Raw genomic sequence first — 26790 nt, forward strand, 5'->3', positions numbered from 1 at the left:
GGAGCCAGGGAAGGATATGAGTGAGTATGCTATGCCTGTAGTCAGCAATTGTGAGGGTGAGAGACCTGAAATAGCAAAACTGCCTATAATCAAACAATTAAGACGAAATTGGATATAAGCGAACGTTGATGTGGAGGAGCGGAGTTTCGTACAATGAAAACGTAAGACTTCTAATGAAGAGGGGATAGGATATTGCTAACCATAAATTTGTTACTAATTGCTTTTCTGATTGTTGCTACTGCTTTTTTTGTGGCAACGGAATTCGCAATTGTAAAGCTTCGCCCAAGCCGTGTAGACCAACTGGTCATGGAAGGGAGAAAGAATGCTCTTGCTGTTCAGAAAGTAGTTAGTAACCTGGATGGATATTTGTCAGCGTGTCAGTTGGGGATTACGTTGACAGCTATTGGCTTGGGGGTATTGGGGAAACCGACGATTGAAAGTATCATTAGCCCTTTTCTTACGCCGTATTTACCCGAACAAGTCGTTGCAGTTCTGTCGTTTGTGATTGCATACTCGCTCGTTACGTTTCTACATGTGGTTGTCGGGGAGCTGGCACCGAAAACAGTGGCGATCCAAAAGGCAGAAGCGGTTAGCTTACTGTGTGCGAAACCCATTATTTGGTTCTATAAATTAATGTACCCTGCAATTTGGGTGCTGAATGGCTCTGCTGCTCTCCTCGTGCGTTCATTCGGTATGAAACCGACCAAGGAGCATGAAGAAAGTCACTCAGAAGAAGAGCTGCGAATCATTCTGACGGAAAGCTATGAGAGCGGCAAAATTAATCAGTCTGAGTATGGGTATGTAAGCAATATCTTTGCTTTTGACGAGATGCTTGCACGCGAGATTATGGTCCCGCGAACAGATATGAGCTGCTTGCACAAGGAATATACCCTTGAGCAAAACCTGCAAATCATGAAAGAAGAGCAATACACCCGTTTCCCAGTTATTTCGCAAAACAAAGATCATATTATCGGGATGATTAACACGAAAGAGTTTTTTCTGAATTATGCCGATGATCCGAATTTGGACATTTCCAAGCTCATCCGACCGTTTTTGACGGTTTCAGAAGCTACTCCTGTAAAAGACCTTTTGAAAAAAATGCAGAAACAAAGAACGCATATCGCTATCCTAATCGACGAGTATGGCGGTACCTCCGGAATGGTTACGATCGAAGATATTTTGGAAGAGATTGTAGGAGAGATCCGTGATGAGTTCGATGCGGAGGAAAAAGCCGAAATCGAAATCATGGAAGAGAATAGCCATGTGATTGTGGACGGAAAGGTACTTCTGTCCGAGGTTAACGATTTGCTTAACGCCAATATTAATGAAGAAGAGCTCGATACCATCGGGGGCTGGCTATACAGTCAAAATCCGACACTCAAAGAAGGTATCCAATGGCAATACGATGATCTGGTCTTTACGATCAGAAAGAAAGATAAGCATCGCATACGGAAAATTGAAATTCAAAAAGCAGTAGAAGTTCCAACTCGTGAGCTGCAGGATGTAACGTAATCAAAAGATGGGGAATTCCCCATCTTTTTTATATGACAGAAGGTAAGGAAGCTCTTAGTAGGCAGGATTATATATAAACAATATTGTAAGTAGGCTTCGTTACACCGTTCGCGTACTGCTTCATGTCCACTAACTCGAGTTTGAGACGTGGCTTCACACTTCCAAATAACGGGATACCTTCACCGACCATCACCGGATTCACTTTCAGCACTAATTGATCAATCAGTTGATGTGCCAGTAACGCTCCTGCCAATTCACCGCCCCCACATAGCCACAGCTTGCCGTTTCCTTGCTGTTTGAGATTTGTGATAAATTCGATGGCATCGCCTTTGACCAGCTCGACTTCTGCATTGGATTCAAACTGCATGGAGTTTGAGAAAATATAATGCTTGATTCCCTTATAGCCTGGTTCGCCCGGCTTGGCACCGAATTTGAACCCAAACTCGTAGGTTTTAGCGCCCATCAACACGGCATCATATTCCTGAATTTCAGATAAAAAGTCCGGTACATGTTCTCCCTCAAATAAAAAGAGAGTGTTTTCAATATTTCCATCCATGATTCCTTGATCGGCAATGAAATTGTCTAACGATACAGCAACATGATAGATTAATGAGGCCATTTGGAAATCCCTCCTCTTTTCTCCATTCCATTTTATGTGAAACGCTATAGGGCTTGCACGCATTTTTATTCTGATCATGAATACAACGGTTACGTCGGAGGATATAGCTGAATCCGTCGAGTCACTCCTTGCAAAAAATAAGGAAGGGGCACCCTGATAGGTGTCCCTCTACTTCGTATTTTCAATTTGTCCCCAACAGTTCTTTTAAGGTGGCATCAATAAACGCGGTATCGACAGGGTTAAGACCAAACCCAGCCAAGTGTCCCCAGATTGATTCAATCGGTTTAAAGGTAGCGTTAGGGATGTGCTTGGTCTCATATTCACTGTCTTCTGGTGTGAAATATAAATCAGTCCGTACAGGCATCACAACCGTTCGTGCCTGGATGCTTCGTAACGCCGCCTCAAAGTCTCCCTTGTATTTTTCATTTTGGCTAATGTCGGCATGCTGCCACGTCCACATCATCGCCAGCAAATCATTGGCATCCGAAGGAACAAAGCTCTCCTCCCAAAATCCCGAGATAAATTCGGAAAGTGTCTCATAGCCCAAAGCTTTATAGCATTCTTCGCGATAAAATGGCTGTGAAAACCCCCAACTCGCATAAACGCGCCCCAAGGTACGCAAGCCAACCTCGGGAGATGCTGTATACTGCCCGTTATTCCAAGCTACATCGGCCTGCAATGCTGCTCGTATCCCTTCGATCAAGACGATGTTATGCGGCCATGTTTTTGCGGTTCCGGCAAAAGGAGCCAATCTTTCAACCATATCTGGGTAGCTCGCTGCCCACTGAAAAGCCTGGATGGCCCCCATCGACCAGCCGGTTGCCAGCGCAATTTTTTTGATGCCAAACCTCTCCGTAATGAGTCGATGCTGAAGTGCGACATTATCGTAGATCGTAACGTGTGGAAAATGGGCCTGATCATACGGGCTGGCTGTATTGCTCGGGGAGGACGATAGCCCGTTGCCGAGCATGTTGGGAATGATGATAAAATATTGTTTCGGATTCAAAGCCTTATCTTCCCCGATGAGCCATTCGTTTTGGTAATGCTGGTCTCCAAACGATGTAGGAAATATAATGACGTTATCCTTGGCTGCGTTGAGCGTGCCATACGTTTTGTAAGCAATAAATGCATGTGGCAGTGTCACTCCTGACTGCAAGTTAACCTCTCCCAAGTGAAAAATGTCGTAATCCATCTCGCATTGCTCCTTTGTAAGCATGATTTTTTTTCAACTATAAACGTTCCCGTACAGGGGAAAGTCAAGGGAATGATAGATTGGGGTTTTTCCATGTTTAAGATCAGTGAATTTTCCCGATTGAGCAGAGTGTCCTTAAAGACGCTTCGCTTTTATGACCAAATTGGCATTTTGAAGCCAGCGGCTATCGACAAAGAAACTGGCTATCGGTTTTATGCAGCAGAGCAATTGGTTACGCTCAATCGAATTCTTATGTACAAGGACTTGGGGTTTACGTTGCAGCAAATTCAGCAATTGCTTCATGAAGAGATGTCCATGGACCAACTACAAGGCATATTCAGGCAAAAAGAAAGGGAAATGGAACAACTACTTGAGGAGGAGCAAGCACGATTGAATCGAATCAAGGAGCGTCTGCTGTCAATCGAGCAAAAGGGGTACGTAGAACAAGAAGTTGTCTTTAAACGAGTCGAAGCCCAAAAAGTTGTCTCGTTCCGTGCAGAGGGTACGGTGGAAGAGATTCCGATGCTTTTCGATCGACTGGCTCATTATGCAGGCAAGCAGCAGAGAGGGATGCTTTCTCCCATCGTTTTGTGGAAGGAATCGGAGAGAGACGAGACGGCATTCGAAATGGAGATCGGCTATGTACTCAAACAGGACATTTTCTTGCCATCCGACATGCTGGAAATACGTATGCTGCCAGAGGAGCCGATGATGGCCACCCTGGTCCAACGCGTAGAGCCATTCATTCCTTCTACGGCCTGCATTGACTTGGCAAAATGGATAGAGCGCAATCAATACCGGATCAAAAAAGATCAGCCAGGCAGAGAAAACTATCTACAATCCCCTTATGGGGGCGATACGTATGTAGAAGTACAAATTCCCATAGAATCGCCATGAAGAAGGCCAGTACCTGTATAGACGACGAGGTACTGGCCTTTTGTTATGTATGTTCATTTGACGCTGGTAGAGGCAGGTAGTACAGTAAGGTTGATAAAAAATACAGAAAATTCCAAAGGGGAAAGAAGGGAATTCTGCTATGAATAGAAAAGTGCGTCGGTTCATTGATTTGAGTGTGCCTCTTGATCGTCTGGCAAAAGAACCGTTTCCGCCTGAAATTCAATACAATAGCCATGAAGAAGGGGCTGTCCAGGCTGCCCAGTATTTCGGATTGCAACCAACGGATTTTCCCGAACAGAAGGCTTGGGCGAGTGAAACGGTGACACTCACGACACATACAGGAACACATGTAGATGCACCATGGCATTACTGGCCTACTTCAGAGGGAGAGCCAGCGAAAACGATTGATCAGTTGCCGTTGGAGTGGTTCTACGGAGATGGTGTCCTGCTTGATTTTAGTGAAAAGCCGTCTGGCTATGAAATCACGGCGAATGATGTAAAACAGAAGCTCGCCCAAATCCAATACGAACTGAAACCGTTCGATATTGTCCTGATCAGGACGGATGCGGATAAAAGATACTATGAAGAGCACTATTTTCAATCACATGCAGGAGTATCCGCTGAAGCAACACATTGGCTGATCGATCAAGGAATCAAGGTCATGGGAACCGATGGGTGGGGATGGGATATTCCGTTTTCCGTTCAAGCCGCTGATTATAAACAAAATCCGCGCGATGGCGTTTTATGGGCAGCTCACTATGTGGGAAAAGAGAAAGAGTATTGCCAAATTGAAAAGCTGGCAAATTTGGAGCAATTGCCGAGGCCCTACGGGTTTACCGTTTCTGTGTTTCCTGTAAAAGTGAAAGGAGCGAGCGCGGGATGGGCGCGTCCTGTTGCGATTTTTGAAGAAGAGGAGTAGTTGCATAGGCATGAACAAGCGAGTGAAAGTTTTATTTCTCCTACTTTTCTTGGTCTTTTGTTTCATTATGATCGCGAATGTTTCTCTGATCGGGTATCCTGCATTGCCATTCGATTCCAAGTCAAAAAGAGAAGTGACGGAGCTGTTGGGCGAAAACACGGGTACCATCGTCAAATTGACGACAGAGGAAAACGTCGATTGGTATGGGTATGGGCCGCAAGCGAATGAGGCTTCAGCGGCAGAAGCGATGAAACGAGCGGTGACAGAAAAAGGCTGGACCTTTATCCAGCAAGAAGGGGCCGGATACTTTTTTGAACGGGGGAAAGAGAAGCTGATCATCACGTCACAAATGTGGACGGGCAACTATGTACTTTTTCGAATCCCCGCAGGTGTTCTAAAACCTTAAAGGGGAAGGACTTTCCACAACAAATATTTCTCCCGTAAACAAACAGCACAAGGCCGATACCCCGCAGCAATAGCAGTAGCTTCATCCGCAAAAAATACGCGATGACGGACATAACCGCCTCGCGTAATAGCTCTGATGGCAGAGGGGCAATCCAGTCGGCCGTATATTTTGCGTGGCCGGTAGCCCCCCAATGTACCCGGAGTATCACTTTGATAAAAGGAGCGATCAGCTCCGAGCAGGGTGTATGTTTTGATAGAGTCAGCATCTTGAGGTGCTGGCTTTTTCGGCGTAGGCATATGGCTCCCTCCTTTATTGGTAGTGTGTCCTGTTCACTCCAAAAGGAGGAAACCACAGTCAGCCTACATGAAGTGTTTCTTACCTTACGAGTATTTCGGAATCGCGAAGTAGGCGGTCAAGCGGTGGTTGATCTGCTCTTCGTTGAGTTCTGGGAACAATCTCGCTTCCTTCACCATATCGTACAGGCGCTCCATCGGCTCGCGGCCATCGGCTTTCTTTGCCTTCGCGTCGCTTTTGAGCAGCTCCCAAATCCCAACCACATACTCGCGTCTGGTAATATCTTGTTTGCGGAAAAAGAAATCGAGGCGCTCCACATGATCCATGAATTCGTTGCCGAAGCGCTTGTCCACTTCCCCGCGCAAGAGGGCGATTTCTGCTTCGTACATCGGACGCTCGTTGCCTTTTTCCTTGCTGATCCATGGTGTCTCCAGTACAAGTGGCAGGTGGCGGATTTTCTCGTGGTTCACGATGTAATTCATCGCATCAAAGCCGATGAGTCCCGCACCGATTGGCGCGTGGCGGTCTTTGCCTGCCCCGCGGAAGTTTTTGCTGTCATTCAAGTGAACGACGGCGAGACGATCCAAGCCAATTGTCCGGTCAAACTGTTCCAGGACGCCATCGAAGTCGTTGACGATATCGTAACCAGCGTCGTGAATGTGGCACGTATCCATGCAGACGGTCAGCCTGCTGTTGTCTTCTACTTTCTCGATGATGGCCGCGATTTCCTCAAAGCTGCGACCGATTTCCGTTCCTTTGCCCGCCATAGTTTCCAGTGCGATGTTCACGTTGGTGTCTTTGACACCTGTCAGCACTTCATTCAAGCCTTCTGCGATCCGGGCGATGCCGTACTCCGCATCCTTGTCCGTGTATGCGCCAGGGTGCAGCACGATATTTTTGACGCCAATGTAGTCCGTCCGGCGAATCTCTTCTTGCAGAAAACGGACAGCGAGCTCATAGGTATCGTCCTTGTAAGAGCCCAAGTTAATAATGTATGGGGCATGTACCACAATTTCATCCACGCCTTGCTTCGCCATTACTTCTTTGCCTTCCGTAATGTACTGGTCCTCGATCGGCTTGCGGCGGGTGTTTTGCGGTGCACCGGTGTAGATCATAAAGGTACTCGAGCCATAAGTGGCTGCTTCTTCGGCGGCATTTAGCAGTCCTTTACCGGAGAATGATACGTGCGAACCTATTTTTAGCATAGGATAGAACCCCCTTTGATTAATAAAGAAAACGCCATAAATAAAAAGTAGCGTACGACTCCCAATTCGTCCAAGCCTTGGACAGCTCTCGTATTTCTGCTTTGGTCGGCTTTTTTTCTTTGCCTAGTAAAAATTTGATCGCATTGTGCAGGCCGACATCATCGATGGGAAAAGCAGAAGGCATTCGCAGACAACGCATGAGCACATAGTTGGCCGTCCACGGTCCAATCCCGCGGATGCTGGTCAATCGTTTCTCCGCGGTTTGATAATCTCCTCCGTCCCATAATAGCTCTTTCGATAGTTTCCCTTCAACGATGAGTTGTGCGACGTCAATCAAATACTCGCATTTCTTGGTCGTCATGCGCAATTCATCCAGATCAGCGACGGTCAATTCAGCGATTTTCTCCGCTGTGGGAAAAAGCCAATACGTCTCTTCTTCGAACTCTACCCGTTTTCCAAATGTCTCTACCAACCGCCGCTTGAGGGTGTACGCATAGGTCAGGTTAATTTGCTGTCCAATGATTCCCCAACTGAGCGCTTCAAACAGGTCGGGAATGCCCATGGTCCGCAGCCCGTAAAACTTTTCAACGGCCTGCTTTAGAAGAGCATCCCCTGCGGCAAGCTCATAAAACGGAACCAGGTCTCGATCGAGATCGAACCAATCCCGGACATAGCGAGCTACCTCTATCCGGACTTTTTCAGTGGGCAAAGAAGGGCTGAGAAAACGCACAGTCAATCCTTGTTCGTTATCTGCGTGAATTTCGACCACTTGTGGACCTTGTTCCATCGGGATGGCTTTGTAGAGGCGCCCGTTTTGAATGTGAAACATGCATTCGTTGGATGCTCTGGACAAGTATTGAAGATTTTGCGAAAAACTGAATTCCGTAGGCACGGACAAGATTATTTCTTCTCTATTATCGACCCAAGCCGAGTGGGATAGACTGCTTGTCATGCGAAAACCTCCTGTCTGACTTCCTCCTAGTTTTATAATAAGAAAAGCGATATTGTCATTTCGTTATCTTGCTATTTTAATCTTCTAGCAGTACGGATCACGTACCGTGGGGGTATACTGTCGGTAAGAGCAAGCGATTCGAAAACGGCTATGGCAAAGGAGATGACATGTGTTGGAGGAACGGGTAACCGATGAGCGATGGCAGGCCATTATTCATAACGATGCGTCTTACGATGATCAATTTTTTTATGCGGTAAAAACGACGAAAATCTTTTGTAGACCGTCGTGCAAGTCGAAGCCGCCGAAGAGGGAGAACGTGCGGGTTTTCCAACATGCAAGCCAAGCCCTGCGGGAAGAATTTCGTCCATGTAAACGTTGCAAGCCCACGGGAGAGAGGTTGCCTGATCGTGAGTGGGTGGCACAAATTACACAATATATTGATTCTCATTATAACGAAAAGCTGACGTTGGAGCATTTGGCTGATATGTGCCATGGCAGTCCGTTTCATTTGCAGCGGACGTTTAAGCGACTCATGGATATGACGCCCGTGGAGTACATCCAGAAAAAGCGGATGGAAAGGGCGCGGGAGCTGCTGGCTCATTCGAACAACCAGATCGCGGATGTTGCGCAATTGGTAGGAATGCCGAATACGCCGTATTTTATCACGTTGTTTAAAAAAATGACGGGCAAGACGCCGAGCGAATATCGTCATCTGTACGTCAAACAACAAACGACATAAGCTGCTTGTGAAATGTGATATCTTTAGAAGTAAGAAGTATCTGCATCCGAGAATAACCACCACTTCCATGAGAGTTTTTTGAAAACGGACGGAGGGGTTAAGGGATGAGCAAGGGAGCATTTTCTTTAGACAGACTCGGACGCATGCATGACAGGCTGAGTGGCTATGTCGAGCGCAGAGAACTGCCAGGACTGGTCTCACTGGTTTATCGGAAAGGTGAGGTGCATGTCGAGGCGATTGGTACGCAATCACTCGAAGGCGATGAACCGATGCAGCGTGACACGATTTTTCGCATCGCTTCCATGACAAAGCCGATTGTTGCAGTAGCCGCCATGATATTGGTGGAGGAATGTCGGGTGCGGCTGGATGAGAGTGTAGATCGATGGCTGCCGGAACTGAGTCAGCGCCGGGTGTTGCGCAGAATCGATAGTACGCTGGATGACACTGTACCAGCTAAGCGCCCCATTACACTGCGCGATTTGCTTACCTTTCAGCTTGGTTTCGGATATATCATGGCTCCCCCGGATGTGTATCCCATTCAGCGCGCCATGGCAGAAAAGGGATTCGTCCCAGGACCGGACCTCCCTACAAAATCACCAGATGAATGGATGAAGCAGTTCGAGAGCTTGCCACTGATCCACCAGCCGGGAGAATCTTGGGCGTATCATATAGGATCGGATGTCTTGGGAGTACTTATTTCACGTGTAACCGGACAATCGTTGGGAGCATTTCTACAGGAACGTATTTTTGAGCCACTTGGCATGAAGGATACCGGATTTCATGTTCCGACGGAGAAGCTGGATAGGCTGCCACCGAGTTACATAAGTGATTCCACCAATGGAGGACTGAAGGTTTACGATGATCCGAGAACGGGTCAGTGGAGCAAGCCGCCGGTTTTCCAGTCAGGTGGTGGAGGGCTTGTCTCCACTGTGGACGACTACTTGGCATTTTGCCAGATGATGCTGGGCAAGGGACGTTACGGACGCGAGCGCATTTTGTCCCGTCCATCTGTAGAGCTGATGACAATGGATCATCTGACAGCACAACAGAAGGCTGATTTCCACGTTTTCTTCGGTGGACATAGCAGTTGGGGCTTCGGAATGGCCGTAAACATAAGGCGTTATGATCTGTGGACAGTGCCTGGGCGATTTGGCTGGGACGGTGGTTTCGGAACGTCAGCCTACACAGATCCGCAGGAAGAAATGATTGGCATTCTCTTGACGCAGCGTCTGATGGATTCACCACAACCACCTGGTGCTTTCCTTGATTTCTGGACTACTGCCTATCAAGCGATTGAAGATGAGAAAGAAAAAGGAGCCCTGCCAAGATGAACGATACGAAAACCTTGCGAGAAGTATTTAAAAAGACGACTTATCAAATCACTGGGCACAGCAAGAGAGACATCCATCAATTGCAGCAGGTCCTGTCCAGGGTGGATAGGCATGTAGAGGGTGATATGTACGGAAAAGGGGAGCTCATCGAGAATTTTCAGCGAAAGATGGCCGAATATTTGGGCAAAGAGTCTGCCGTGTTCTTTCCCAGCGGTACGATGGCCCAACAAATCGCGTTACGCCTCTGGTGCGATGAGAAGGGAATCAAAAAGGTCGCCTATCATCCGCTCTGCCACTTGGAGATTCACGAGGAAGATGGGCTGAAGGAGCTGCATCAGATCGAGGCTGTCTTGCTGGCGGATAAAGATAGAGTGATTGAACTGGACGATGTTCTCGGCATGGACGACGATATCGCGTGCCTGTTGCTGGAATTGCCGCAGCGTGAGATTGGCGGACAACTGCCCGCGTATGAGGATTTGGAGGCGATCTCCCGTTATTGTCGGGAAAAAGGAATTCGTCTGCATCTGGATGGTGCCCGGCTTTTGGAAATCTTGCCGTATTACCAGAAGTCAGCCGATGAGGTATGCGCGTTGTTCGATAGTGTGTACGTTTCCTTTTACAAAGGGATAGGAGGAATTGCCGGAGCGATCCTGGCTGGAGATGAAGACTTCACGAAGCAATCGAAGGTATGGAAAAGACGTCATGGCGGGGACCTGATTAGTTTGTACCCGTATATTGTCACGGCAGAATACCATTTTGAGCAGAGAAAACATAAGTTCAGTCAATATTACGAGGATGCAAAAGAGCTGGCGGCACTCTACAACCAATGCCAGGGGATATCCACGAGACCGGTCGTGCCTGTATCCAACATGTTTCATGTGCACGCAGATTTGTCGAAAGAAGAGCTCGAGCGTATCATGGTCTCACTTAGTGAAGAAACAGGGATTGGCTTCACGCATTATGTAAGACAAGACGACGAATCTTCTAGCTCCTATGAGGTAAGTATTGGCGATCGGTATGCGATGATCCCGAAGGAAGAGCTAGGGTTGGCATTCGAAAAGCTGTATCAAAAAATAGGGCAGAAATCAAAAGCCGAGTAAATGAATCAAATTCATACCGGGCTGCCGCGAATTTTTCCGAAAGAAGAGAAAGGAATCGATATGTTCACTATCAGACAGTACGAACAAAGCGACTACCCTTCGATCATGGCTTACGATTTGCCGCAGGAACAAGCGATCTACACGTCTTTACCAGTTGATGTGATCGAAGCATCTCAAAACAATCTTGGTTATAAGCCGTATGTAGTTTTCGACCAAGGCCATCTGATCGGCTGTTTTGCCTTATTCACACCATCCACAGGCAATCCCTACACACCAAATGACCAGGCGATTATTTTCAAATCATTGTCGATCGATTTCCGCCATCAAAAGAAGGGCTATGCTTTGCGAGTATTCCATGGCTTGGCTGACATCGCGCGAGAGCATTACCCGGGGCGAGATGAAATCGTGTTGACGGTGCATCATACGAATACGCCGGCGATCCAACTGTATAAAAAGGCGGGACTCGTCGATCAGGGATGGAGATTTGCGGGCGAGTATGGCGAGGAGCTGATTTTTCATCTCGATTTGACAGCTTCAACATGAATGGTTGCAAGTAGTAGCTTTGTTTAAAAGCCCCTTTCTGGCAGCGTGTGCTGTAAGAAGGGGGCTTTTGGTTAGGTTTTCACTAGTTCGCCTGTACGCCAAATCGGGTAAACAATTGCCAGATCAGCTCTCGTCTGCTGGACACTCCGGTTTTTGCGAAGATGGACTTCAAATGATCCTGAACCGTATAGGCGGAGATGTGCAGTGTGCGTGCGAGCTCCTTCGTGGAAGCGCCGCGGACAATCTGGTCGAGTATTTGCTTCTCCCGTACTGACAATCCGTATGCTTCGGCGATGAGCGGCAGCATGTCAGCAGGTTTTGCGGGACCGAACAAGACAGCCAAGTGGACCCCGCTGCTTTGGCTATTCATGGGGCTTGCCTGAATCGTCATGTAAGGGCCATCTGGCATGCGAATGCAGACTTTTGCCATGGACGTCGTGTGACCTGCTTCTGCTAGCTGAGAGAGTGCCCGCGAACAAACTGCTCGCACTGGTCGGGGCAAGGTATCGCGATCAATTGACTCCCATTGGCGCAGCAGGGTCAGCCATTTTGCTGCTGTAGGATTGGCAGCGAGTAAGGTGAACTGATCCGACAGCATCAATATCCCCATCTCTTCTTCTATCCACGTATTCTCCTCAGCAGGTAAGGACAGACTCGTCTTTCGCAACTGATAAGCAATCAGCGGCGCCAAAGCCAAAATACATTCACGTTCTGGCTCGGAAAAAAAGGGACGCCCCTGCGAACGAAACAACGTTAAATAACCCCAGCATGCACCATCGTACTTGAGGGCAGCACGCATTTCATCATGAAAACCGGCGGGGAGCAGAACATTGCGATAGCGGTCACTGCGTTCAAGCTGGCCCTCGGTCGCTTGACTCAACGTAGCGACAGGCTCAGCCGCTTTGCACAGATCATCATACCGATTAAAGTCCTCGCGCAAGTATTCATGCTCAAAAATCCCATGATGAATCGCTTCCACCCCGTCTTCTGTAATGGCTCCGGTGGACAAAAGTGTTTGCGGATCAACGGCGGTACAGCAGGCCCCGTCAAAAGGGACGACCTCTCGCAATAGCTGCAAGAGCGCTGTCCGATAGTCTTGTGAGGAGTGAGAAAAGCGTTCAGCCAGTGCTATCACTTTTCGTTTGCTCGCTTCCCGATTTGTGCTCATCTGCATTCTCCTGTACGTCTATTGACATTAGAAAATCCCAGCTTTGTGGGATGGTGCTCTCCTCGTTCCTCTCTATAATTGAGAATAATTCTTAGTCTAAATTTACAAGATACGCGAGGAGTTGGAAAGACCATATGAGCCAGCGGCAGCGCTTTTTCATGATGATCGCGATTTGTCTGGGTGCATTCTTGTCTCATTTTACGGCGGGGATTGTCAATGTCTCGCTCCCTCAGTTCACATACATTTTCCAGACGGAGCTGGCGATTGCACAGTGGATTACAACGGGTTATTTGCTAGTCATTGCGTCTCTTCTTCCATTCATGGGCAAGCTGGGAGATCGATATGGGCATCGCGTGCTGCACAATTACGGCTTCCTGCTGTTTACGGTAAGCTCTGTCTTGGTGGCATTCTCGACGACGATCACGATGCTGTTGGCGCTACGAATCGTGCAAGCCATCGGAGCGGCTATGTTCCAGGCCACCAATATCGCGCTCATTGCGATTTTGCTCCCAAAAGAAAGGCGGGGGAGGGCACTGGGGATCATGAGTACAGTTGTTGCGCTTGGCGGCATGACCGGGCCGATTGCAGGTGGGATGATCGCGTCGTGGCTGAGCTGGGAGTGGTTGTTCCTGATTCATGTTCCTGTCGCTATCTTGGCTACGGGGCTGGCTTTTCGTTACATTCCTTCTCATGAGCAGACGAAGAAGGCCAGTTCACTTGATCTACTTGGGGCAGGTCTGTTCATGCTGCTGGTCAGCTCAGTCATTATCGCAATCTCCAATGGAAACGGGTGGGGCTGGAATTCAGAAGGGATGCTCATCCTTTTTGGAGGTGTTCTCGTCTTGGCATGGGCGTTTGTCTGGTGGGAGCGGCGACAGTCAGTACCGTTTTTACCCGTAGCGGTCTTTCGCCTATCGGCTGTGTCCAGTGGACTGTTCATTAGTTTCACTTCGTTTGTGCTCGCTAATCTCGTACTGGTTGTCCTGCCGTTCTACCTGCTTGATCAAGCGCATGTTTCTCCTTTGACAGCAGGGTATATGATGACTGCTTATCCACTGCTGCTGGAGCTGACGGGTCCTTTTAGTGGCTGGGCTTCCGACCGCTTTCAGGCACGACCACTCATTTTTGCCGGTCTCGGTGCGATGGGGGTAGGGATGACCGTCTTGGCGATCTGGCTAGAGGCATTATCTACGGTGGAAATCATCGGGGTACTGGCTTTGGTAGGGGCAGGTATGGGGCTGATTGCTTCGCCCAACAACAGCTACATCATGCGCCACGTTCCGATGGAGCATGCGGGTGCGATCGGAGGCATGATCGCCTTGACGCGCAATGCAGGGATGGTGGTCGGCGCAGCGTTGGGACTGGGCATGATGAACGGCGAATCGAATCAAGCTGTGCAGCCGGTGATCGATGCGTATCGTGCGGTTTTTGAAGCAGGTGGACTGATCTGCCTGAGCGGATTGTTGGTCTGGTGGTATGCGGGACGTCTGGAACGGCAGAAAAAGAGAGGCGCAGAGGTGGAGAAGGCATGAGCAAGGATCGAATTGTGGTAGTCGGAGGGTACGGTCATGTAGGGGCAATCATATGCAACAATTTGGGTGAAGCATATCCGGGACGGGTGTATGCTGCCGGACGCAGCTTGGAGAAGGCTGAAGCATTTTGCCGAGAAGCAAATGGAAAGGTGCTGCCGGTGCAACTTGATATTCACAAGCCGTTGGACCAAAGTATGCTGGAAAAAGTCAAGCTGGTGGTCATGTGTCTGGATCAGACGAATACGGCTTTTGTGGATGGGTGTGTGCGAAATGGAACGCATTATCTCGACATTTCGGCGAATGGCCATTTTTTGACGCAAATCGAACAAAGGGGGAGCCAAACTGAAACGAAGAACATGGGAACTGCCGTGCTCAGTGTAGGACTGGCGCCAGGTCTGACCAACCTGCTCGCAGGGGAAGCTCATCGCTTGCTGGATCAGGTGAGTGAGCTGGACATCTTCATTATGCTTGGTCTCGGTGATCGGCATGGGAAGACTGCGATTGAATGGACTGTCGATAACTTGTGCACAAGCTACGAGGTGATGAACAAGCATCAGCGAGTGACCGTAGAGAGCATGACAGAGGGCAAACTCGTTGATTTTGGACCGGAGCTGGGGAAAAAGCACGCGTATCGATTTCCGTTTTCCGATCAGCAGACATTGGCGCGCACTTTAGATATCCCCACAGTATCTACCCGACTTTGTTTTGACCTGGATGGGATGACGAGAGTGGTAGCAGGCTTGAAGAGCATAGGAATTTGCCGACTACTTCATCAACCAAAAGTACGGGAAGCCACGATTGAAGCGTTTGGTCGTTGGAAAATGGGGGACGATCGGTTTGCCATCAAGGTAGAAGCACGGGGAAAACGGGGAACGAACGAGGCGATAGTAGAGTGTCTGCTTTACGGGCGCGATCAGTCCAACATGACCGCAATGGTGGCGGCTGCCGTAGCAAAATCACTGTATGAAGAAGCGTTTCTTCCAGGAGTCCACCACATAGAACAACTGTTTTCTTTAGAAAAAATGAGATTTTGGCTGGAGCAAAAAGCATCGCTGACCGTATTTGTCAGGGAAGCCGGTCTATGATAGAGCTATCGACGAACCAAAGAGGGGGCTTTATTATGACACACTATGCCAAAAACATGTATGATTTTCACGCGTGGGCGAATCAGACGTTAATCAATCGCTTGAAGGAACTTCCGGAAGGTGTTTACGAGCAAGAAGTCCAAAGCGTTTTCCCGACAGTAGCAAAAGTGATGGAGCATATTTATATGGTGGACCAAGGCTGGATTCGCATATTGCAAGGCATGGACATGCAAGCGGCATTGAATGAGGCATGGCAGGAGGAAAAGGAATTAACGGGAAAAAGCTTGGAGGAAGTAGAGCAGATGTATGCCAAGCTGGTCGAGCAATTCAAAGCTTTTCTCAGCCAAGAAGAAGATTTGGAGCGTCGTATTGTCCTCGACAATCCGTACACGAGAGTACGCGATACGAGCTTGGCAGAAATCATCATGCAAGTGGTCAATCACGGAACGTATCATCGTGGAAACATAACGGCGATGCTGCGCCAAATGGGGTATCCTTCTGTCATGACCGAATATGCTCTATACTGGTACGCTAACTGACAAGAGCCTTGGGCTGGAAGAGATTTCATTCTTCTGGCCTTGGGCTGTTGACAAGGGAGAATTTTGGTCCTATAATTATCTTAAATTCAAGATATTTAATTTTCGTTACATCGTCATCCTACTTCCCCAAGCAGGAACATTTTTATACGCTATTATCTTTAAGTTAAGATATTCGAAAGTGAATGAGATAGAGAAAATCGAGGAGGAAGTCCCATGAGTGAATTCACTACCCTTGTAAAAAACAGAAGGTCCGCAAACAAGTTTCTAACGGACGTAACGATAACACCTGCTGATATCGATGAAATCATGTCGCTGGTCAAATTCGCACCATCTGCATTCAATTTGCAGCATGCCCATTATGTAGTTGTCACCGATCCGGAAGCCAAGGAGCGTGTATATGAAGCCGCATATAGACAATATAAGGTGAAAACCGCTTCGGCAGTTGTGCTTGTATTTGGAGACAAGGAAGCATACCAAAGCGTAGAGCGCATCAATGAAGGTCTTCTTCATTTAGGGATCATGGATCAACGCGAGTACGACCACAACAATTCTTCAGTCAGAGCGATGTACGAGTCAGGAGGAGAGCAGTTCAAGCGAGATGAAGCGATCCGCAATGCCAATTTGTCCGCAATGCTGTTCATGCTCGCTGCAAAGGATAAAGGCTGGGATACGTGCCCGATGATCGGCTTCGATCCAGCAGCCGTCCAAGAGATAGCAAAGGTTCCGGACAGCTTTGTGCCAGCTCTGATGATCACGATTGGAAAAGAAGATACATCCAGCCAGCGTGTCAGAGGATACCGCAAGCCCGTTGGAGAGTTCGTGAGCTACAACACATTCCAAGCAAGTAAATCATAATTTGAGGAGGCTATTCAAAATGACACAGCAAACAGCAGGAATTCACCATATCACGGCTTTTGTTACAAGCGCCCAAAATAACGTTGATTTTTACGCAGGGTTTCTCGGATTGCGCATGGTGAAAAAAACGATTAACTTCGATGCGCCAGATGTGTATCATCTGTACTTCGGGAATGAGGTCGGCAGCCCAGGTACCGCGATCACCTTTTTCCCGTGGGAATCTGGTCGCCGCGGACGCGTGGGCGGTGGGCAGGTGGGATATACGACTTTCTTGATTCCGGTGGGGGCGTTTTCCTTCTGGGAGGATCGACTGAATAAATTCGGAATCGAGTACCGCCGCGTGGAGCGTTTTAACGAAACGTATCTGCAATTTACGGACAGAGACGGCTTACAGTTGGAGATCGTAGAACGTGAAGGCGGCCAAGCAAGCAAATGGTCCTTTGGCGGAGTACCGGCTGACAAGGCGATCAAAGGCTTCGGCGGTGCGATCCTGTACAGCATGGCTCCAGCCCATACCATGGATGTTCTCGAGAGACTGATGGGACTGACTAGAGTTGGCGAAGAAAACGGCCTTGTCCGCTTCCAGGCTCACGGCGATTTGGGCAATATCATTGACGTGAATGCCGAACCAATACCAAGAGGAGCAGGTGGCGCAGGTACCATCCACCATATCGCATGGCGTGCAGTAGATGATCAGGATCACCAACTGTGGCAGCAGCGTGCGGCTCAATCCGGTCTCCATCCGACAGATATTATTGACCGTCAATATTTCAACGCCATCTACTTCCGCGAGCCGGGCGAGATTTTGTTTGAGATTGCAACCGATCCTCCAGGCTTTGAACGAGATGAGCCATTTGACACATTGGGTGAAAAACTGATGCTCCCTGAGTGGTATGAGCCACGTCGTGCCCAGATTGAGCAAGGCTTGCCGCCGATTACAGTCAGAGTGTTGGAGGAAGATAAATCATGAATTTGAAGCATATTTTTCGAAAAGGAACCGATTCAGAAGTACCGACACTGTTGCTGCTTCACGGAACGGGCGGAGATGAAAACGACCTCTTGCCACTGGCCAATCGCATTTATCCAGGCGCTTCTGTACTGAGTGTCCGTGGGAATGTTCTCGAAAACGGTATGCCGCGATTTTTCCGACGCCTAGCAGAGGGAGTTTTTGACGAAGAGGATTTGGTCTACCGCACGCAGGAGCTGCATGAGTTTTTGGATCAGGCGGCGGTTACGTATCAGATCGAGCGAGATAATATCGTGGCAGTCGGCTATTCGAACGGGGCGAATATCGCAGGCAGTCTCCTGTTCCATTACCCGAATCCGCTAAAAGGGGCGATTCTTTACCACCCAATGGTTCCACGACGTGGGATCGCTCTGCCTGATATGTCAGCCATCCCGGTTTTCATCGGAGCGGGCACGAACGATCCGATCTGTACTGCACAAGAGACGGAGGAGCTGAACCAACTACTGACAGAAGCAGGTTCTGACGTGACTGTGCATTGGGATTCGTATGGTCATCAGCTGACGGTGAAGGAAGTAGAGGCTTCGGCTGCGTGGTTTACAGAGATGTTTCGCAAGTAATCGATGAATAACAAGAGCGGCGGGCTTAGGTGTCTGCCGCTTTTTTGTGTGCGCAAACGGCTGTTTTTCCGGGAAAAGAGCATGTTTCCCGTAGATTTAATCAGATGTGTAAGAGTCTACAAGAGCCAGCAGGATTCGTTCATCTCTTGTTCATATTGCTTCTTTACTATTGATCCACGTAGTGACGATTTGCAGGATGGTAAACAAGTGAGTATCATTCAAAATAATGAAGCAGGAGAACCAGAGGGCGGAGTAACAAGGGGGCCAGCTTGATGAAACTGACGATTCTGATTGCAGATGACGATCCACATGTACGTGAGCTATTGCGATTTTACTTAGCAAAAGAGGGATATAACGTCTTGGCTTGTGTGGATGGAAATGAGGCTTCGGAGCTGTTGGAACAGGAATCTGTCCAGCTCGCCATCGTGGATGTGATGATGCCAGGCAAAAACGGCTGGGAGCTGTGCCGGGAGATCCGGGAATTTTACGACCTCCCTGTCATTATGCTAACGGCAAAGGGAGAGGTGCGGGATAAGGAAAAAGGCTTTTTGGCGGGGACGGATGATTATTTGACCAAGCCATTTGAGCCTACCGAATTGCTGTACCGCATCAAGGCCTTGCTGCGTCGTTATCAGATGGTCAGCAAACAAATCATCGTCATAAACGATACTGTCATCGATCGTATCAGCCATGTGGTGAAGGTAAAAGATGAGTTGATTCATTTACCGTTAAAGGAATTTGAACTGCTTGCCCAGCTTGCCAGTTTTCCTGATCGGATTTTTACTCGGGATCAACTGTTGGAATTCGTGTGGGGCGGCGATACTGAGAGTGATAGTCGTACCATCGATGTGCATATTAAGCGGCTGCGAGATAAATTTACGGAGAAAACAAATGACTTTGTCATTTCTACCGTTCGCGGTTTAGGCTACAAGCTGGAGGTACGAGGCACGTGAAATCTCTCTACGTCCGGGTAGTTCTTACCTTCGTCGCCATTGTACTGATCAGTGGCACACTTGGATTTTTGTTGGCAAATGAGTATTATCAACGGAATTTGCGTGCTTATAATGAACAAAAAATCACGAGCATCGGCCAGCAAATAATCGATTTGTACGAGCATAAATCCACACTCGACCTGCCCGCCTACATGACCCACGTTGCCAATTTGAATTTTCAATTGTACCTCGTGGATGAGAATGGCGAAGTAAGCCAATTCGGAGCACCTTTTCGCGATCAGCAGATAGAGCCTGCCATCGTTCAAAAAGTGTTGGCGGGTGAGACTTACAGAGGGATTACAGAAGAACAGCACGGTTTGTTTGTGACCGGATTTTTTGAGAATACATTAAAAAACAGCATTGGCTTGCCGCTTACAGCAGAAGGGAAAAATTACGCCCTGTTTGTACGGCCAAATATTGAGCAGCAGTTTGGTGAGGTGCATATTATGTTTGCCTTGCTGTTGGCAGCGATGTTTGTGCTTAGCCTAATCCTGATCTTGATATTTACCCGTTATTTGGTGAAGCCGATCGAGAAGCTAAGCCATGCGACCAAAAGGCTGGCAGAAGGCCAGTACGACATCCACCTGGACATCGCTCGCCGGGACGAAATCGGCGAGTTGGCCATGCATTTTGCCAGGATGACAGAGTCACTCAAACAACTCGACGAGATGCGCCAAGAGTTTGTCTCCAATGTCTCTCACGAAATCCAGTCTCCATTGACATCGATCCAAGGCTTTTCTCAAGCCATCCGCAGCGGTGGTGTGACAAACGAGCAGCGGGAAACGTACTTGACTATCATCGAAGAGGAGAGCAGGCGGCTGTCTTCCTTGAGCAAGCAACTGTTGACGCTCGCTTCCCTGGACAAAGAGACAGGTCTGTACGAACCGACACGTTTTCGTCTGGATGAGCAGATCAGGCAAGTCCTCTTAGTTTTGCAGCATCAGTGGCAACAAAAAAAGCTTGTGATGGAGCTGACTTTACCGGAGACTTTCATCGTCGGTGACAAGCAGTTGCTCAATCAAGTATGGATGAACCTGCTTGCCAACAGTATCAAATTCACCCCTACGGCTGGCTCTATTTACATGGCGATACAGAAGGATACGCGAATCGTCGTGACCATTCGGGATACGGGGATTGGCATGTCAGAAGAAGAGCAGGAGCATGTCTTTGACCGTTTTTACAAAGGAGACAAGTCACGCAATCGAGAAGCCACGGGAAGCGGTCTCGGTCTTTCTATCGTGCAAAAAATTTTGCAGGTCGCAAAAGGCAGCATTCACATTCAAAGTCGGATAGGCGAAGGGACAACGGTCACGGTCAGCCTACCGACGGGTGAACATCCTACTGCGCGAACGACAAACGAAGCATAACGAAGCGAAGCAAGGGAGTGATTTTCCATGAATATCGGCATGCGTGTTCTCGCCGCAGTCATATCCGCTTTCATTACCGGTCTGTATGCTGCGTTGATCATCTACATTTATCGTGATCCAAGCGCGCCGTACGGGTTCGGACAAGAGTATTTGCTGGGTGTGCTCTTGAGCATGGCAATGAACCTGATTGTCTTCGTATGGCTGTCGGTATTCGTGGACTGGCTAGTGAGTCGATCGCACGTAATCGGGTGGAAAAAATACGTAGTTCGTTGCGCCGGATATGCTGTCATCGGCTATGCTCCTGTACTTTTTCAATGGCTAATAAGTGTTGATCCGCAAGCTGCATTGTTTTATCCGCAGGCAACAGTGTTTGTGTTCGCTTCGATATGTTACTTCCTTATATTTGTGGGAATAGCGGCGATCAGGCAGCGTTTTACCGGGAAAACGAGTGTCAACCGCCATGGTTAATCAAATGTTTAAAATGCGGGAGAAATAAAAAAGCCCGAGCAATCAGGTAGCTCGGACAATGGTTTTCTGTTCTTTGGCGTGTTCAATCCCCGCAGATATGAGATGGCGTACATGATCATCATCCAACGAGTAAAAAACGAGCTTTCCTTCTTTGCGGTACTTGGCTAGTCCCATGTTGCGAAGAAGCCGCAGATGGTGGGAGGTGTTAGCGATCGAGCTTCCGATGATAGCAGCCACATCACAGACACAGAGCTCGTCTTCCATCGAGAGGATGTGAATGATTTTGGCGCGGGTGTCATCGGCCAACGCCTTGAAGATTTTTGCTACCCCTTCTGATTCTGTGGCGAACGGCTTTAACCGATTTACTTTTTCCTCATCAAAACATTGGATTTCACAGATGTCATCCACTGTAACCATCACCTCATGCTCTACAATGTCCTACTATTATAGACATTCGCGGAGAAAGTGAAAAGGAAAAACGACATTTTCATGGCAGTGTAGTGTCCCTCTCCGTTTTCGTGTAAGATGAACATGATCCAAGAAATGGGGAGAGAATACCATGAGTGCGCAACCAAAGTGCCCGAAGTGCCGTTCTGCAAAGATCGATTTGACGGAATCGATCAATAAGCCATTATACATAACCATTTATGTAGCGGTTTTGGCAGTGCTTGCCTTGATCGGCATTTCGGTGAAAGGGACTCCTGTCATCTTTTTGTTCCTCGGACTATCAGGAGCCTTTATCCTGTTTGCCGTTCGTCTTGCCTTAGAAAAGCGTAAAGTAATCAAGTGCAAATGTCTGGACTGTGGGGAGCGTTGGCAGACTACCCCAACACCAGTAGAAGCCCGTACCAAGTAACAAGACTCCTAGTAATAGGGGTCTTTTTCTTTATTCCCGATTTGTAAAAAAATGGGCGAAATATTCAAATCAATTCTTGAACGAACCAGAAGGATAAGATAATATAATAATTAAATATTTGTTTGAATGTTTGTGGATTGATTTCATTCGAAGCTGGGCAAAATAGATGCTTGGAAAAGGTGAGAACAGATGGCAGAAGAACGAAAAAAAGATGAGTGTTGCAGTGGGCATCAATGCGGAAGTGAGCATAAGCATGCTGGTAAAATTCTCACGGTTCTCGAGCCTGCGGCTGCGGCAACTGAAAGCGCAGGCATTCTTTCTTCACAGGCTGTTGTCTATCGCGTTACAGGTATGGATTGCAGTTCGTGCGCCAAATCGCTGGAAAAGCATATGCAGACGTTGCCTGCCGTAAAAGAGGTAAACGTGAACTTTTCCACGGGTAAAATGCAGCTCGTCGCGGATGGGCTGGGAGAAGATGCGGTGGTCAAGGAAGTCGCCAAAGCTGGATACAGCGCCATGCTGCTTACGAGGCGCACGGCCACAGCCGTACCGAAAACGGATCAAGCAGGGACGGCACTGACGACGATTTCCGGTGTGCTGTTAGCTCTCGGTTTTCTAGGTTCCTTATCGCCTAGCATATCTCCGCTGGTCGTTACTGTTCTCTATGCGTTGTCGATCATAAGTGGTGGCTACCGACCTGCGCGCAGTGCTTTTTACGCGATGAAAAGTGGTTCACTGGATATGAACGTATTGATGTCTGTAGCGGCTGTAGGAGCAGCATTAATCGGTGAGTGGCTGGAGGGTGCGACGGTCGTCTGGCTTTTTTCCATCGGAAACCTGCTGCAAACCAAGTCGATTGAAAAAACGCGCGACTCCATACGCAATCTAATGGATTTGGCTCCGCCTGAGGCATGGGTCAAGGTGGGAGAGTCTCTTACCCGCAAGTCAGTTGAGGACATTGCTGTCGGCCAAGTCATCGTAGTGAAGCCGGGAGAGAAAATCCCGCTGGATGGTGTGATTGTACACGGGACATCGAGCGTCAATCAGGCCCCGATTACAGGTGAATCGATTCCCGTAGATAAGCTGGTCGGCGACAGTGTTTTTGCAGGGAGTGTCAACGAAAGCGGCGCGGTGGAGATTGAAGTAACAAAGCTGGTGGAGGATACAGCGATTGCCAGAATCATTCATCTCGTGGAGGAAGCGCAGGAGAAAAAAGCGCCTACTCAGGCATTCGTCGACAAATTCGCCGCGATCTACACGCCCATCGTGCTCGTGCTTGCTTTGTTCGTGATCGTATTCCCGCCATTACTCGGACTCGGTACCTGGGGAGAATGGTTCTACAGAGGGCTTGAACTGCTGGTTGTTGCTTGCCCGTGCGCATTGGTTATTTCCACGCCCGTTGCGATTGTATCTGCGATTGGAAACGCAGCGAGAAACGGCGTCCTGATCAAGGGCGGTACGTTTTTGGAAAAGGCAGGAGCGATCACTGCCATTGCCTTCGATAAAACGGGCACATTGACGGAAGGGAAGCCACAGGTTGCAGCGGTTATCGAGATGGAGGGAATCGAAGACGAAGTATTGTCGATCGCCAGAACGATTGAAGAGCGTTCTTCCCATCCGATTGCACAAGCGATCCTCACCTATGCGAAACAAAAGCAGGTCGCTTCCCAGAGTGGGCAAGATTTCAAGGCGATCGTCGGAAAAGGGGCGAGTGCTGTCATTGGAACCGAAACATTTTATGCAGGAAAGCCCGCCCTGTTTCAAGAGCTGGGAATCGATCTGTCGGCATGGCAAACAAAAATCGAATCATTACAGAGTGAAGGACATACATTGGTGGTTATCGGTACCGCAACGAAATTGATCGGGATGATTGCCGTTGCCGATACCATTCGTGAGATTACGGTTAGTGCCATTGGCAAGCTCAAGGCCGCAGGTATCGAAGACATCGTGATGCTGACAGGTGACAATGCGGGTACGGCGAAAAAGGTCGCGAGTCAGACTGGTGTGAACCGTTACTTTGCAGAGCTGTTGCCACAAGATAAGGTAGAAGCAGTCAAGCGACTACAGCAAGAAGGCAAGGTCGTCGCCATGGTGGGTGACGGGATCAACGATGCGCCTGCTCTCGCATCAGCTGACTTGGGGATTGCCATGGGTGGAGCTGGCACCGATACGGCAATGGAAACCGCTGATATCGTACTGATGGCTGACAATCTCGAAAAGCTGCCGCACACGATGAAGGTCAGCAGAAAAGCACTCGCGATTATCAAGCAAAACATCTGGTTTTCGATCATCGTGAAGCTGGTCGCACTCGTGTTGATCTTCCCAGGCTATCTAACTTTGTGGCTGGCGGTGCTCAGTGACACAGGAGCCGCATTGCTTGTCATCTTGAACAGCATGAGACTCTTGCGAATGAAGGACTAAATAAAAAAGGGAGATGAGCCGTTGAAGCTCTCTCCCTTTTTCTGTGCAAGTTTTTATACCAAGACGCCGCCGCCGTATCTTTCGAATTCTTTCTGGGTGCAAGCGACAAAGTGACCCCGCTCAATTTCACGCAAGACGCGTTCTTCTCCTTGATCTTGCAAATATTCCTGATCATCGAAAACGATGCGCTTACGGTTGCGCTCATAATCAGGGTCTGGCAATGGAATTGCCGAGAGCAACGATTTGGTGTACGGATGAATCGGATTCTCGTACAGGCGATTACTTTCTGCCAGCTCCACAATACGTCCGCGGTACATAACACCAATGCGGTCACTGATGTATTTAACCATGGACAGGTCATGGGCGATGAACAGATAAGTCAGGCCTTTTTCTTTTTGCAGGCGTTTGAGCAGGTTAATGACCTGGGCCTGAATGGACACGTCGAGAGCAGAGATCGGTTCATCGGCAATGATGAATTCCGGATCAACAGCCAATGCCCGTGCAATCCCGATCCGTTGGCGCTGTCCGCCGCTGAACTCATGCGGGTAACGGTTTGCGTGCTCGCGGTTGAGGCCAACGGTTTCCAGCAGCTCGTGTACCTTGGCGATGCGTGCTTCCTTGGTTGCCAGACGATGAATGTCAAGACCTTCCGCAATAATGTCGGATACAGTCAGACGTGGATTCAACGATGAGTACGGGTCTTGGAAAATCATCTGGATTTTGCGGTTGAGCCATTTCTTTTCTTCAAGTGTTTTCTTTCCGTGTACACTTTGTCCATTGAACAAGACCTCTCCGCCAGTTGCATCGTATAGGCGAAGGATGGTTCTTCCTGTAGTGGATTTACCGCAACCGGATTCACCCACAAGACCAAAGATCTCCCCTTTGTAGATGTCAAAGGTGATACCATCTACAGCTTTCAGCGTATGACCATTTCCGAGGTCAAAATGCTGTTTCAAATCTTTGACTTCAACCAGCTTCTCACGGTTCTCGTAGTTGAAGGTTTTTTTGGTGCTTACTGGAGCCTCGGTAGCTTCATCCGAATTGACTTTTCGTCTCACAGCCGAAGCAGGCGGCTTGATGTCAGGTGCCATTTCATGCAGGAGCCATGTTGCCGCATAGTGCGTATCGGAGATTTTGAACATCGGTGGTTCATATTCCAGATCGACCTTCAACGCATAGGGGTTACGAGCCGCGAAAGCATCACCTACAGGTGGCTTGAACATATCAGGCGGCGATCCAGGAATGGACATCAGCTCTTCATCGCTGGCATCGAGGCTAGGCATGGAACCCAATAGCCCCCATGTATAGGGGTGCTTAGGATCGTAGAAAATTTCATCGACTTTACCGATTTCCACAATTTTACCTGCATACATAACTGCTACACGGTCTGCCATGTTAGCAACGACACCGAGGTCATGCGTAATAAAGATGATCGAGGTACCCATTTTCTTTTGCAGTTCTTTCAGCAACTCCAAAATCTGCGCCTGAATCGATACGTCCAGAGCAGTTGTCGGCTCATCGGCTATGATAATTTTTGGATTGCAAGCCAGTGCGATGGCAATGACGATCCGTTGGCGCATCCCACCGGAAAACTGGTGCGGGTACTGATCGACACGTTCTTTGGCAAATGGAATCCCTACCATTTCCAATAGTTCAATAGCACGGCTGCGCGCGTCTGCACGGTTCAGCTTTTGGTGCTTGATGAAGCTCTCCATGATTTGGTTCCCGATAGTCATCGTCGGATTCAAGGAAGTCATTGGGTCTTGGAAAATCATCGAGATATCGCGACCGCGGACATCCTGCATTTCTTTTTCGGAAAGCGTAACCAAATCTCTTCCTTCAAAAAGAACTTGTCCTTTTGGAATGCGTCCAGGAGGAGAAGGAATGAGGCGCATAAGTGCTTGTGAGGTGACGGATTTACCGGAACCAGATTCACCAACAATCGCCAGCGTTTCTCCTTTTTCCAGATCGAAGGAGACGCCTCGTACTGCTTTGACTTCACCTGCATACGTATCGAATGACACATGCAAATCTTTTACTTCTAAAACTTTTCCCATATAATCCTCCCTTTCGAGCATGCTTTGTCGTGATTAACCCTCCATGTATATCCAACAATCTCTCTAACTAGAGGTAGTCCAAAAGTCGACTCTTTGAATACGCACTAGTATAAATTTTTACGAAAATGAAAATCATTATCATCATTATACTATATTC

27 protein-coding genes are annotated in these 26790 nt (G+C 48.5%); 19 read left to right on the forward strand and 8 right to left on the reverse strand.

Annotated features, from left to right (window positions below):
• Window positions 1–192 precede the first annotated feature (192 nt).
• The gene (locus ASG16_RS06220; protein ID WP_056491649.1) at window positions 193–1512 is read left to right on the forward strand and encodes a hemolysin family protein; all 1320 of its coding nucleotides are present in this window, start codon (window positions 193–195) and stop codon (window positions 1510–1512) included.
• 67 nt (window positions 1513–1579) lie between these two features.
• On the opposite strand, the gene ASG16_RS06225 is transcribed toward ASG16_RS06220, so the two are convergent.
• Both ASG16_RS06225 and ASG16_RS06230 read right to left on the reverse strand, forming a co-directional pair.
• A complete protein-coding gene (locus ASG16_RS06225; RefSeq protein WP_056491648.1) occupies window positions 1580–2131 on the reverse strand; it encodes a dihydrofolate reductase family protein in 552 nt (183 codons plus the stop codon).
• A 181-nt stretch (window positions 2132–2312) separates the two neighbouring features.
• Window positions 2313–3323: an alpha/beta fold hydrolase gene (locus ASG16_RS06230; RefSeq protein ID WP_056491646.1), complete on the reverse strand. Its 1011-nt coding sequence runs from the start codon at window positions 3321–3323 to the stop codon at window positions 2313–2315.
• Window positions 3324–3416: 93 nt separating this feature from the next.
• Here ASG16_RS06230 and ASG16_RS06235 point away from each other — a divergent pair, with 93 nt between their 5' ends.
• The 3 genes from ASG16_RS06235 (at window position 3417) to ASG16_RS06245 (ending at window position 5545) form a co-directional block, all read left to right on the forward strand.
• Entirely contained in the window at window positions 3417–4220 is an 804-nt protein-coding gene (locus ASG16_RS06235) for a MerR family transcriptional regulator (RefSeq protein ID WP_056491722.1), read from the forward strand.
• 139 nt (window positions 4221–4359) lie between these two features.
• On the forward strand, window positions 4360–5139 hold the full coding sequence (locus ASG16_RS06240; RefSeq protein ID WP_056491644.1) for a cyclase family protein: 780 nt from the start codon (window positions 4360–4362) through the stop codon (window positions 5137–5139).
• A 10-nt stretch (window positions 5140–5149) separates the two neighbouring features.
• Window positions 5150–5545 carry a hypothetical protein gene (locus tag ASG16_RS06245; RefSeq protein WP_241970703.1) on the forward strand — a complete coding sequence of 132 codons (396 nt, stop codon included), beginning with the start codon at window positions 5150–5152 and terminating at the stop codon, window positions 5543–5545.
• On the opposite strand, the gene ASG16_RS06250 is transcribed toward ASG16_RS06245, so the two are convergent.
• From ASG16_RS06250 to ASG16_RS06260, 3 genes are all read right to left on the reverse strand, one after another.
• Window positions 5542–5841 (reverse strand): Ada metal-binding domain-containing protein, encoded by a 300-nt coding sequence (locus tag ASG16_RS06250; protein ID WP_056491642.1) that lies wholly within the window; start codon window positions 5839–5841, stop codon window positions 5542–5544. The genes ASG16_RS06245 and ASG16_RS06250 overlap by 4 nt on opposite strands.
• Before the next feature lie 84 nt (window positions 5842–5925).
• On the reverse strand, window positions 5926–7044 hold the full coding sequence (locus ASG16_RS06255) for a deoxyribonuclease IV (protein ID WP_056491640.1): 1119 nt from the start codon (window positions 7042–7044) through the stop codon (window positions 5926–5928).
• 19 nt (window positions 7045–7063) lie between these two features.
• Window positions 7064–7996, reverse strand: a complete 933-nt coding sequence (locus ASG16_RS06260; protein ID WP_056491638.1) for a DNA-3-methyladenine glycosylase 2 — start codon at window positions 7994–7996, stop codon at window positions 7064–7066.
• A gap of 169 nt (window positions 7997–8165) precedes the next feature.
• Here ASG16_RS06260 and ASG16_RS06265 point away from each other — a divergent pair, with 169 nt between their 5' ends.
• The 4 genes from ASG16_RS06265 (at window position 8166) to ASG16_RS06280 (ending at window position 11709) form a co-directional block, all read left to right on the forward strand.
• Window positions 8166–8735 (forward strand): bifunctional transcriptional activator/DNA repair enzyme AdaA, encoded by a 570-nt coding sequence (locus ASG16_RS06265; RefSeq protein ID WP_048036058.1) that lies wholly within the window; start codon window positions 8166–8168, stop codon window positions 8733–8735.
• A 104-nt stretch (window positions 8736–8839) separates the two neighbouring features.
• Window positions 8840–10066, forward strand: a complete 1227-nt coding sequence (locus tag ASG16_RS06270; protein ID WP_056491636.1) for a serine hydrolase domain-containing protein — start codon at window positions 8840–8842, stop codon at window positions 10064–10066.
• On the forward strand, window positions 10063–11166 hold the full coding sequence (locus ASG16_RS06275) for a threonine aldolase family protein (RefSeq protein WP_056491634.1): 1104 nt from the start codon (window positions 10063–10065) through the stop codon (window positions 11164–11166). Before ASG16_RS06270 ends, ASG16_RS06275 begins: the two co-directional genes overlap by 4 nt.
• The gene (locus tag ASG16_RS06280; RefSeq protein ID WP_241970704.1) at window positions 11167–11709 is read left to right on the forward strand and encodes a GNAT family N-acetyltransferase; all 543 of its coding nucleotides are present in this window, start codon (window positions 11167–11169) and stop codon (window positions 11707–11709) included.
• Between the two features lie 82 nt (window positions 11710–11791).
• On the opposite strand, the gene ASG16_RS06285 is transcribed toward ASG16_RS06280, so the two are convergent.
• A complete protein-coding gene (locus ASG16_RS06285) occupies window positions 11792–12877 on the reverse strand; it encodes a helix-turn-helix transcriptional regulator (RefSeq protein WP_056491632.1) in 1086 nt (361 codons plus the stop codon).
• Between the two features lie 134 nt (window positions 12878–13011).
• Between ASG16_RS06285 and ASG16_RS06290 the strand changes: the two genes are divergently transcribed.
• The 9 genes from ASG16_RS06290 to ASG16_RS06330 all read left to right on the forward strand — a co-directional run bounded on the left by ASG16_RS06290 (window position 13012) and on the right by ASG16_RS06330 (window position 21299).
• Window positions 13012–14409, forward strand: coding sequence for an MFS transporter (locus ASG16_RS06290; protein WP_056491630.1), 1398 nt, complete (start codon window positions 13012–13014; stop codon window positions 14407–14409).
• Window positions 14406–15494: a saccharopine dehydrogenase family protein gene (locus tag ASG16_RS06295; RefSeq protein WP_056491628.1), complete on the forward strand. Its 1089-nt coding sequence runs from the start codon at window positions 14406–14408 to the stop codon at window positions 15492–15494. The genes ASG16_RS06290 and ASG16_RS06295 overlap by 4 nt, the downstream gene beginning before the upstream one ends.
• Window positions 15495–15529: 35 nt before the next feature.
• Entirely contained in the window at window positions 15530–16033 is a 504-nt protein-coding gene (locus ASG16_RS06300) for a DinB family protein (RefSeq protein WP_056491627.1), read from the forward strand.
• A gap of 213 nt (window positions 16034–16246) precedes the next feature.
• Entirely contained in the window at window positions 16247–16888 is a 642-nt protein-coding gene (locus tag ASG16_RS06305; protein ID WP_048036066.1) for a nitroreductase family protein, read from the forward strand.
• A gap of 19 nt (window positions 16889–16907) precedes the next feature.
• Window positions 16908–17858 (forward strand): ring-cleaving dioxygenase, encoded by a 951-nt coding sequence (locus tag ASG16_RS06310; protein ID WP_056491623.1) that lies wholly within the window; start codon window positions 16908–16910, stop codon window positions 17856–17858.
• A complete protein-coding gene (locus tag ASG16_RS06315; protein WP_198674188.1) occupies window positions 17855–18472 on the forward strand; it encodes an alpha/beta hydrolase in 618 nt (205 codons plus the stop codon). Before ASG16_RS06310 ends, ASG16_RS06315 begins: the two co-directional genes overlap by 4 nt.
• A 272-nt stretch (window positions 18473–18744) precedes the next feature.
• Window positions 18745–19425 carry a response regulator transcription factor gene (locus ASG16_RS06320; RefSeq protein WP_048036069.1) on the forward strand — a complete coding sequence of 227 codons (681 nt, stop codon included), beginning with the start codon at window positions 18745–18747 and terminating at the stop codon, window positions 19423–19425.
• Entirely contained in the window at window positions 19422–20831 is a 1410-nt protein-coding gene (locus tag ASG16_RS06325; RefSeq protein WP_056491621.1) for a sensor histidine kinase, read from the forward strand. Before ASG16_RS06320 ends, ASG16_RS06325 begins: the two co-directional genes overlap by 4 nt.
• A gap of 27 nt (window positions 20832–20858) precedes the next feature.
• Complete coding sequence (locus ASG16_RS06330; RefSeq protein ID WP_056491619.1) at window positions 20859–21299, forward strand: hypothetical protein; 441 nt, start codon at window positions 20859–20861, stop codon at window positions 21297–21299.
• A gap of 42 nt (window positions 21300–21341) precedes the next feature.
• Here the strand turns inward: ASG16_RS06330 and ASG16_RS06335 are convergent, their stop codons facing one another.
• Entirely contained in the window at window positions 21342–21716 is a 375-nt protein-coding gene (locus tag ASG16_RS06335; RefSeq protein WP_035290894.1) for an ArsR/SmtB family transcription factor, read from the reverse strand.
• A gap of 142 nt (window positions 21717–21858) precedes the next feature.
• On the opposite strand from ASG16_RS06335, the gene ASG16_RS06340 reads away from it, so the two are divergent.
• Window positions 21859–22155 (forward strand): hypothetical protein, encoded by a 297-nt coding sequence (locus tag ASG16_RS06340; protein ID WP_056491617.1) that lies wholly within the window; start codon window positions 21859–21861, stop codon window positions 22153–22155.
• Between the two features lie 189 nt (window positions 22156–22344).
• Complete coding sequence (locus tag ASG16_RS06345) at window positions 22345–24576, forward strand: heavy metal translocating P-type ATPase (RefSeq protein WP_056491615.1); 2232 nt, start codon at window positions 22345–22347, stop codon at window positions 24574–24576.
• A gap of 53 nt (window positions 24577–24629) precedes the next feature.
• Here ASG16_RS06345 and ASG16_RS31490 read toward each other — a convergent pair whose 3' ends face one another.
• Window positions 24630–26633, reverse strand: coding sequence for an ABC transporter ATP-binding protein (locus ASG16_RS31490; RefSeq protein WP_082517258.1), 2004 nt, complete (start codon window positions 26631–26633; stop codon window positions 24630–24632).
• Window positions 26634–26790: the final 157 nt, after the last annotated feature.

Origin of the sequence: Brevibacillus sp. Leaf182, assembly GCF_001423865.2 — a bacterium.
Lineage (GTDB): Bacteria > Bacillota > Bacilli > Brevibacillales > Brevibacillaceae > Brevibacillus > Brevibacillus brevis_C.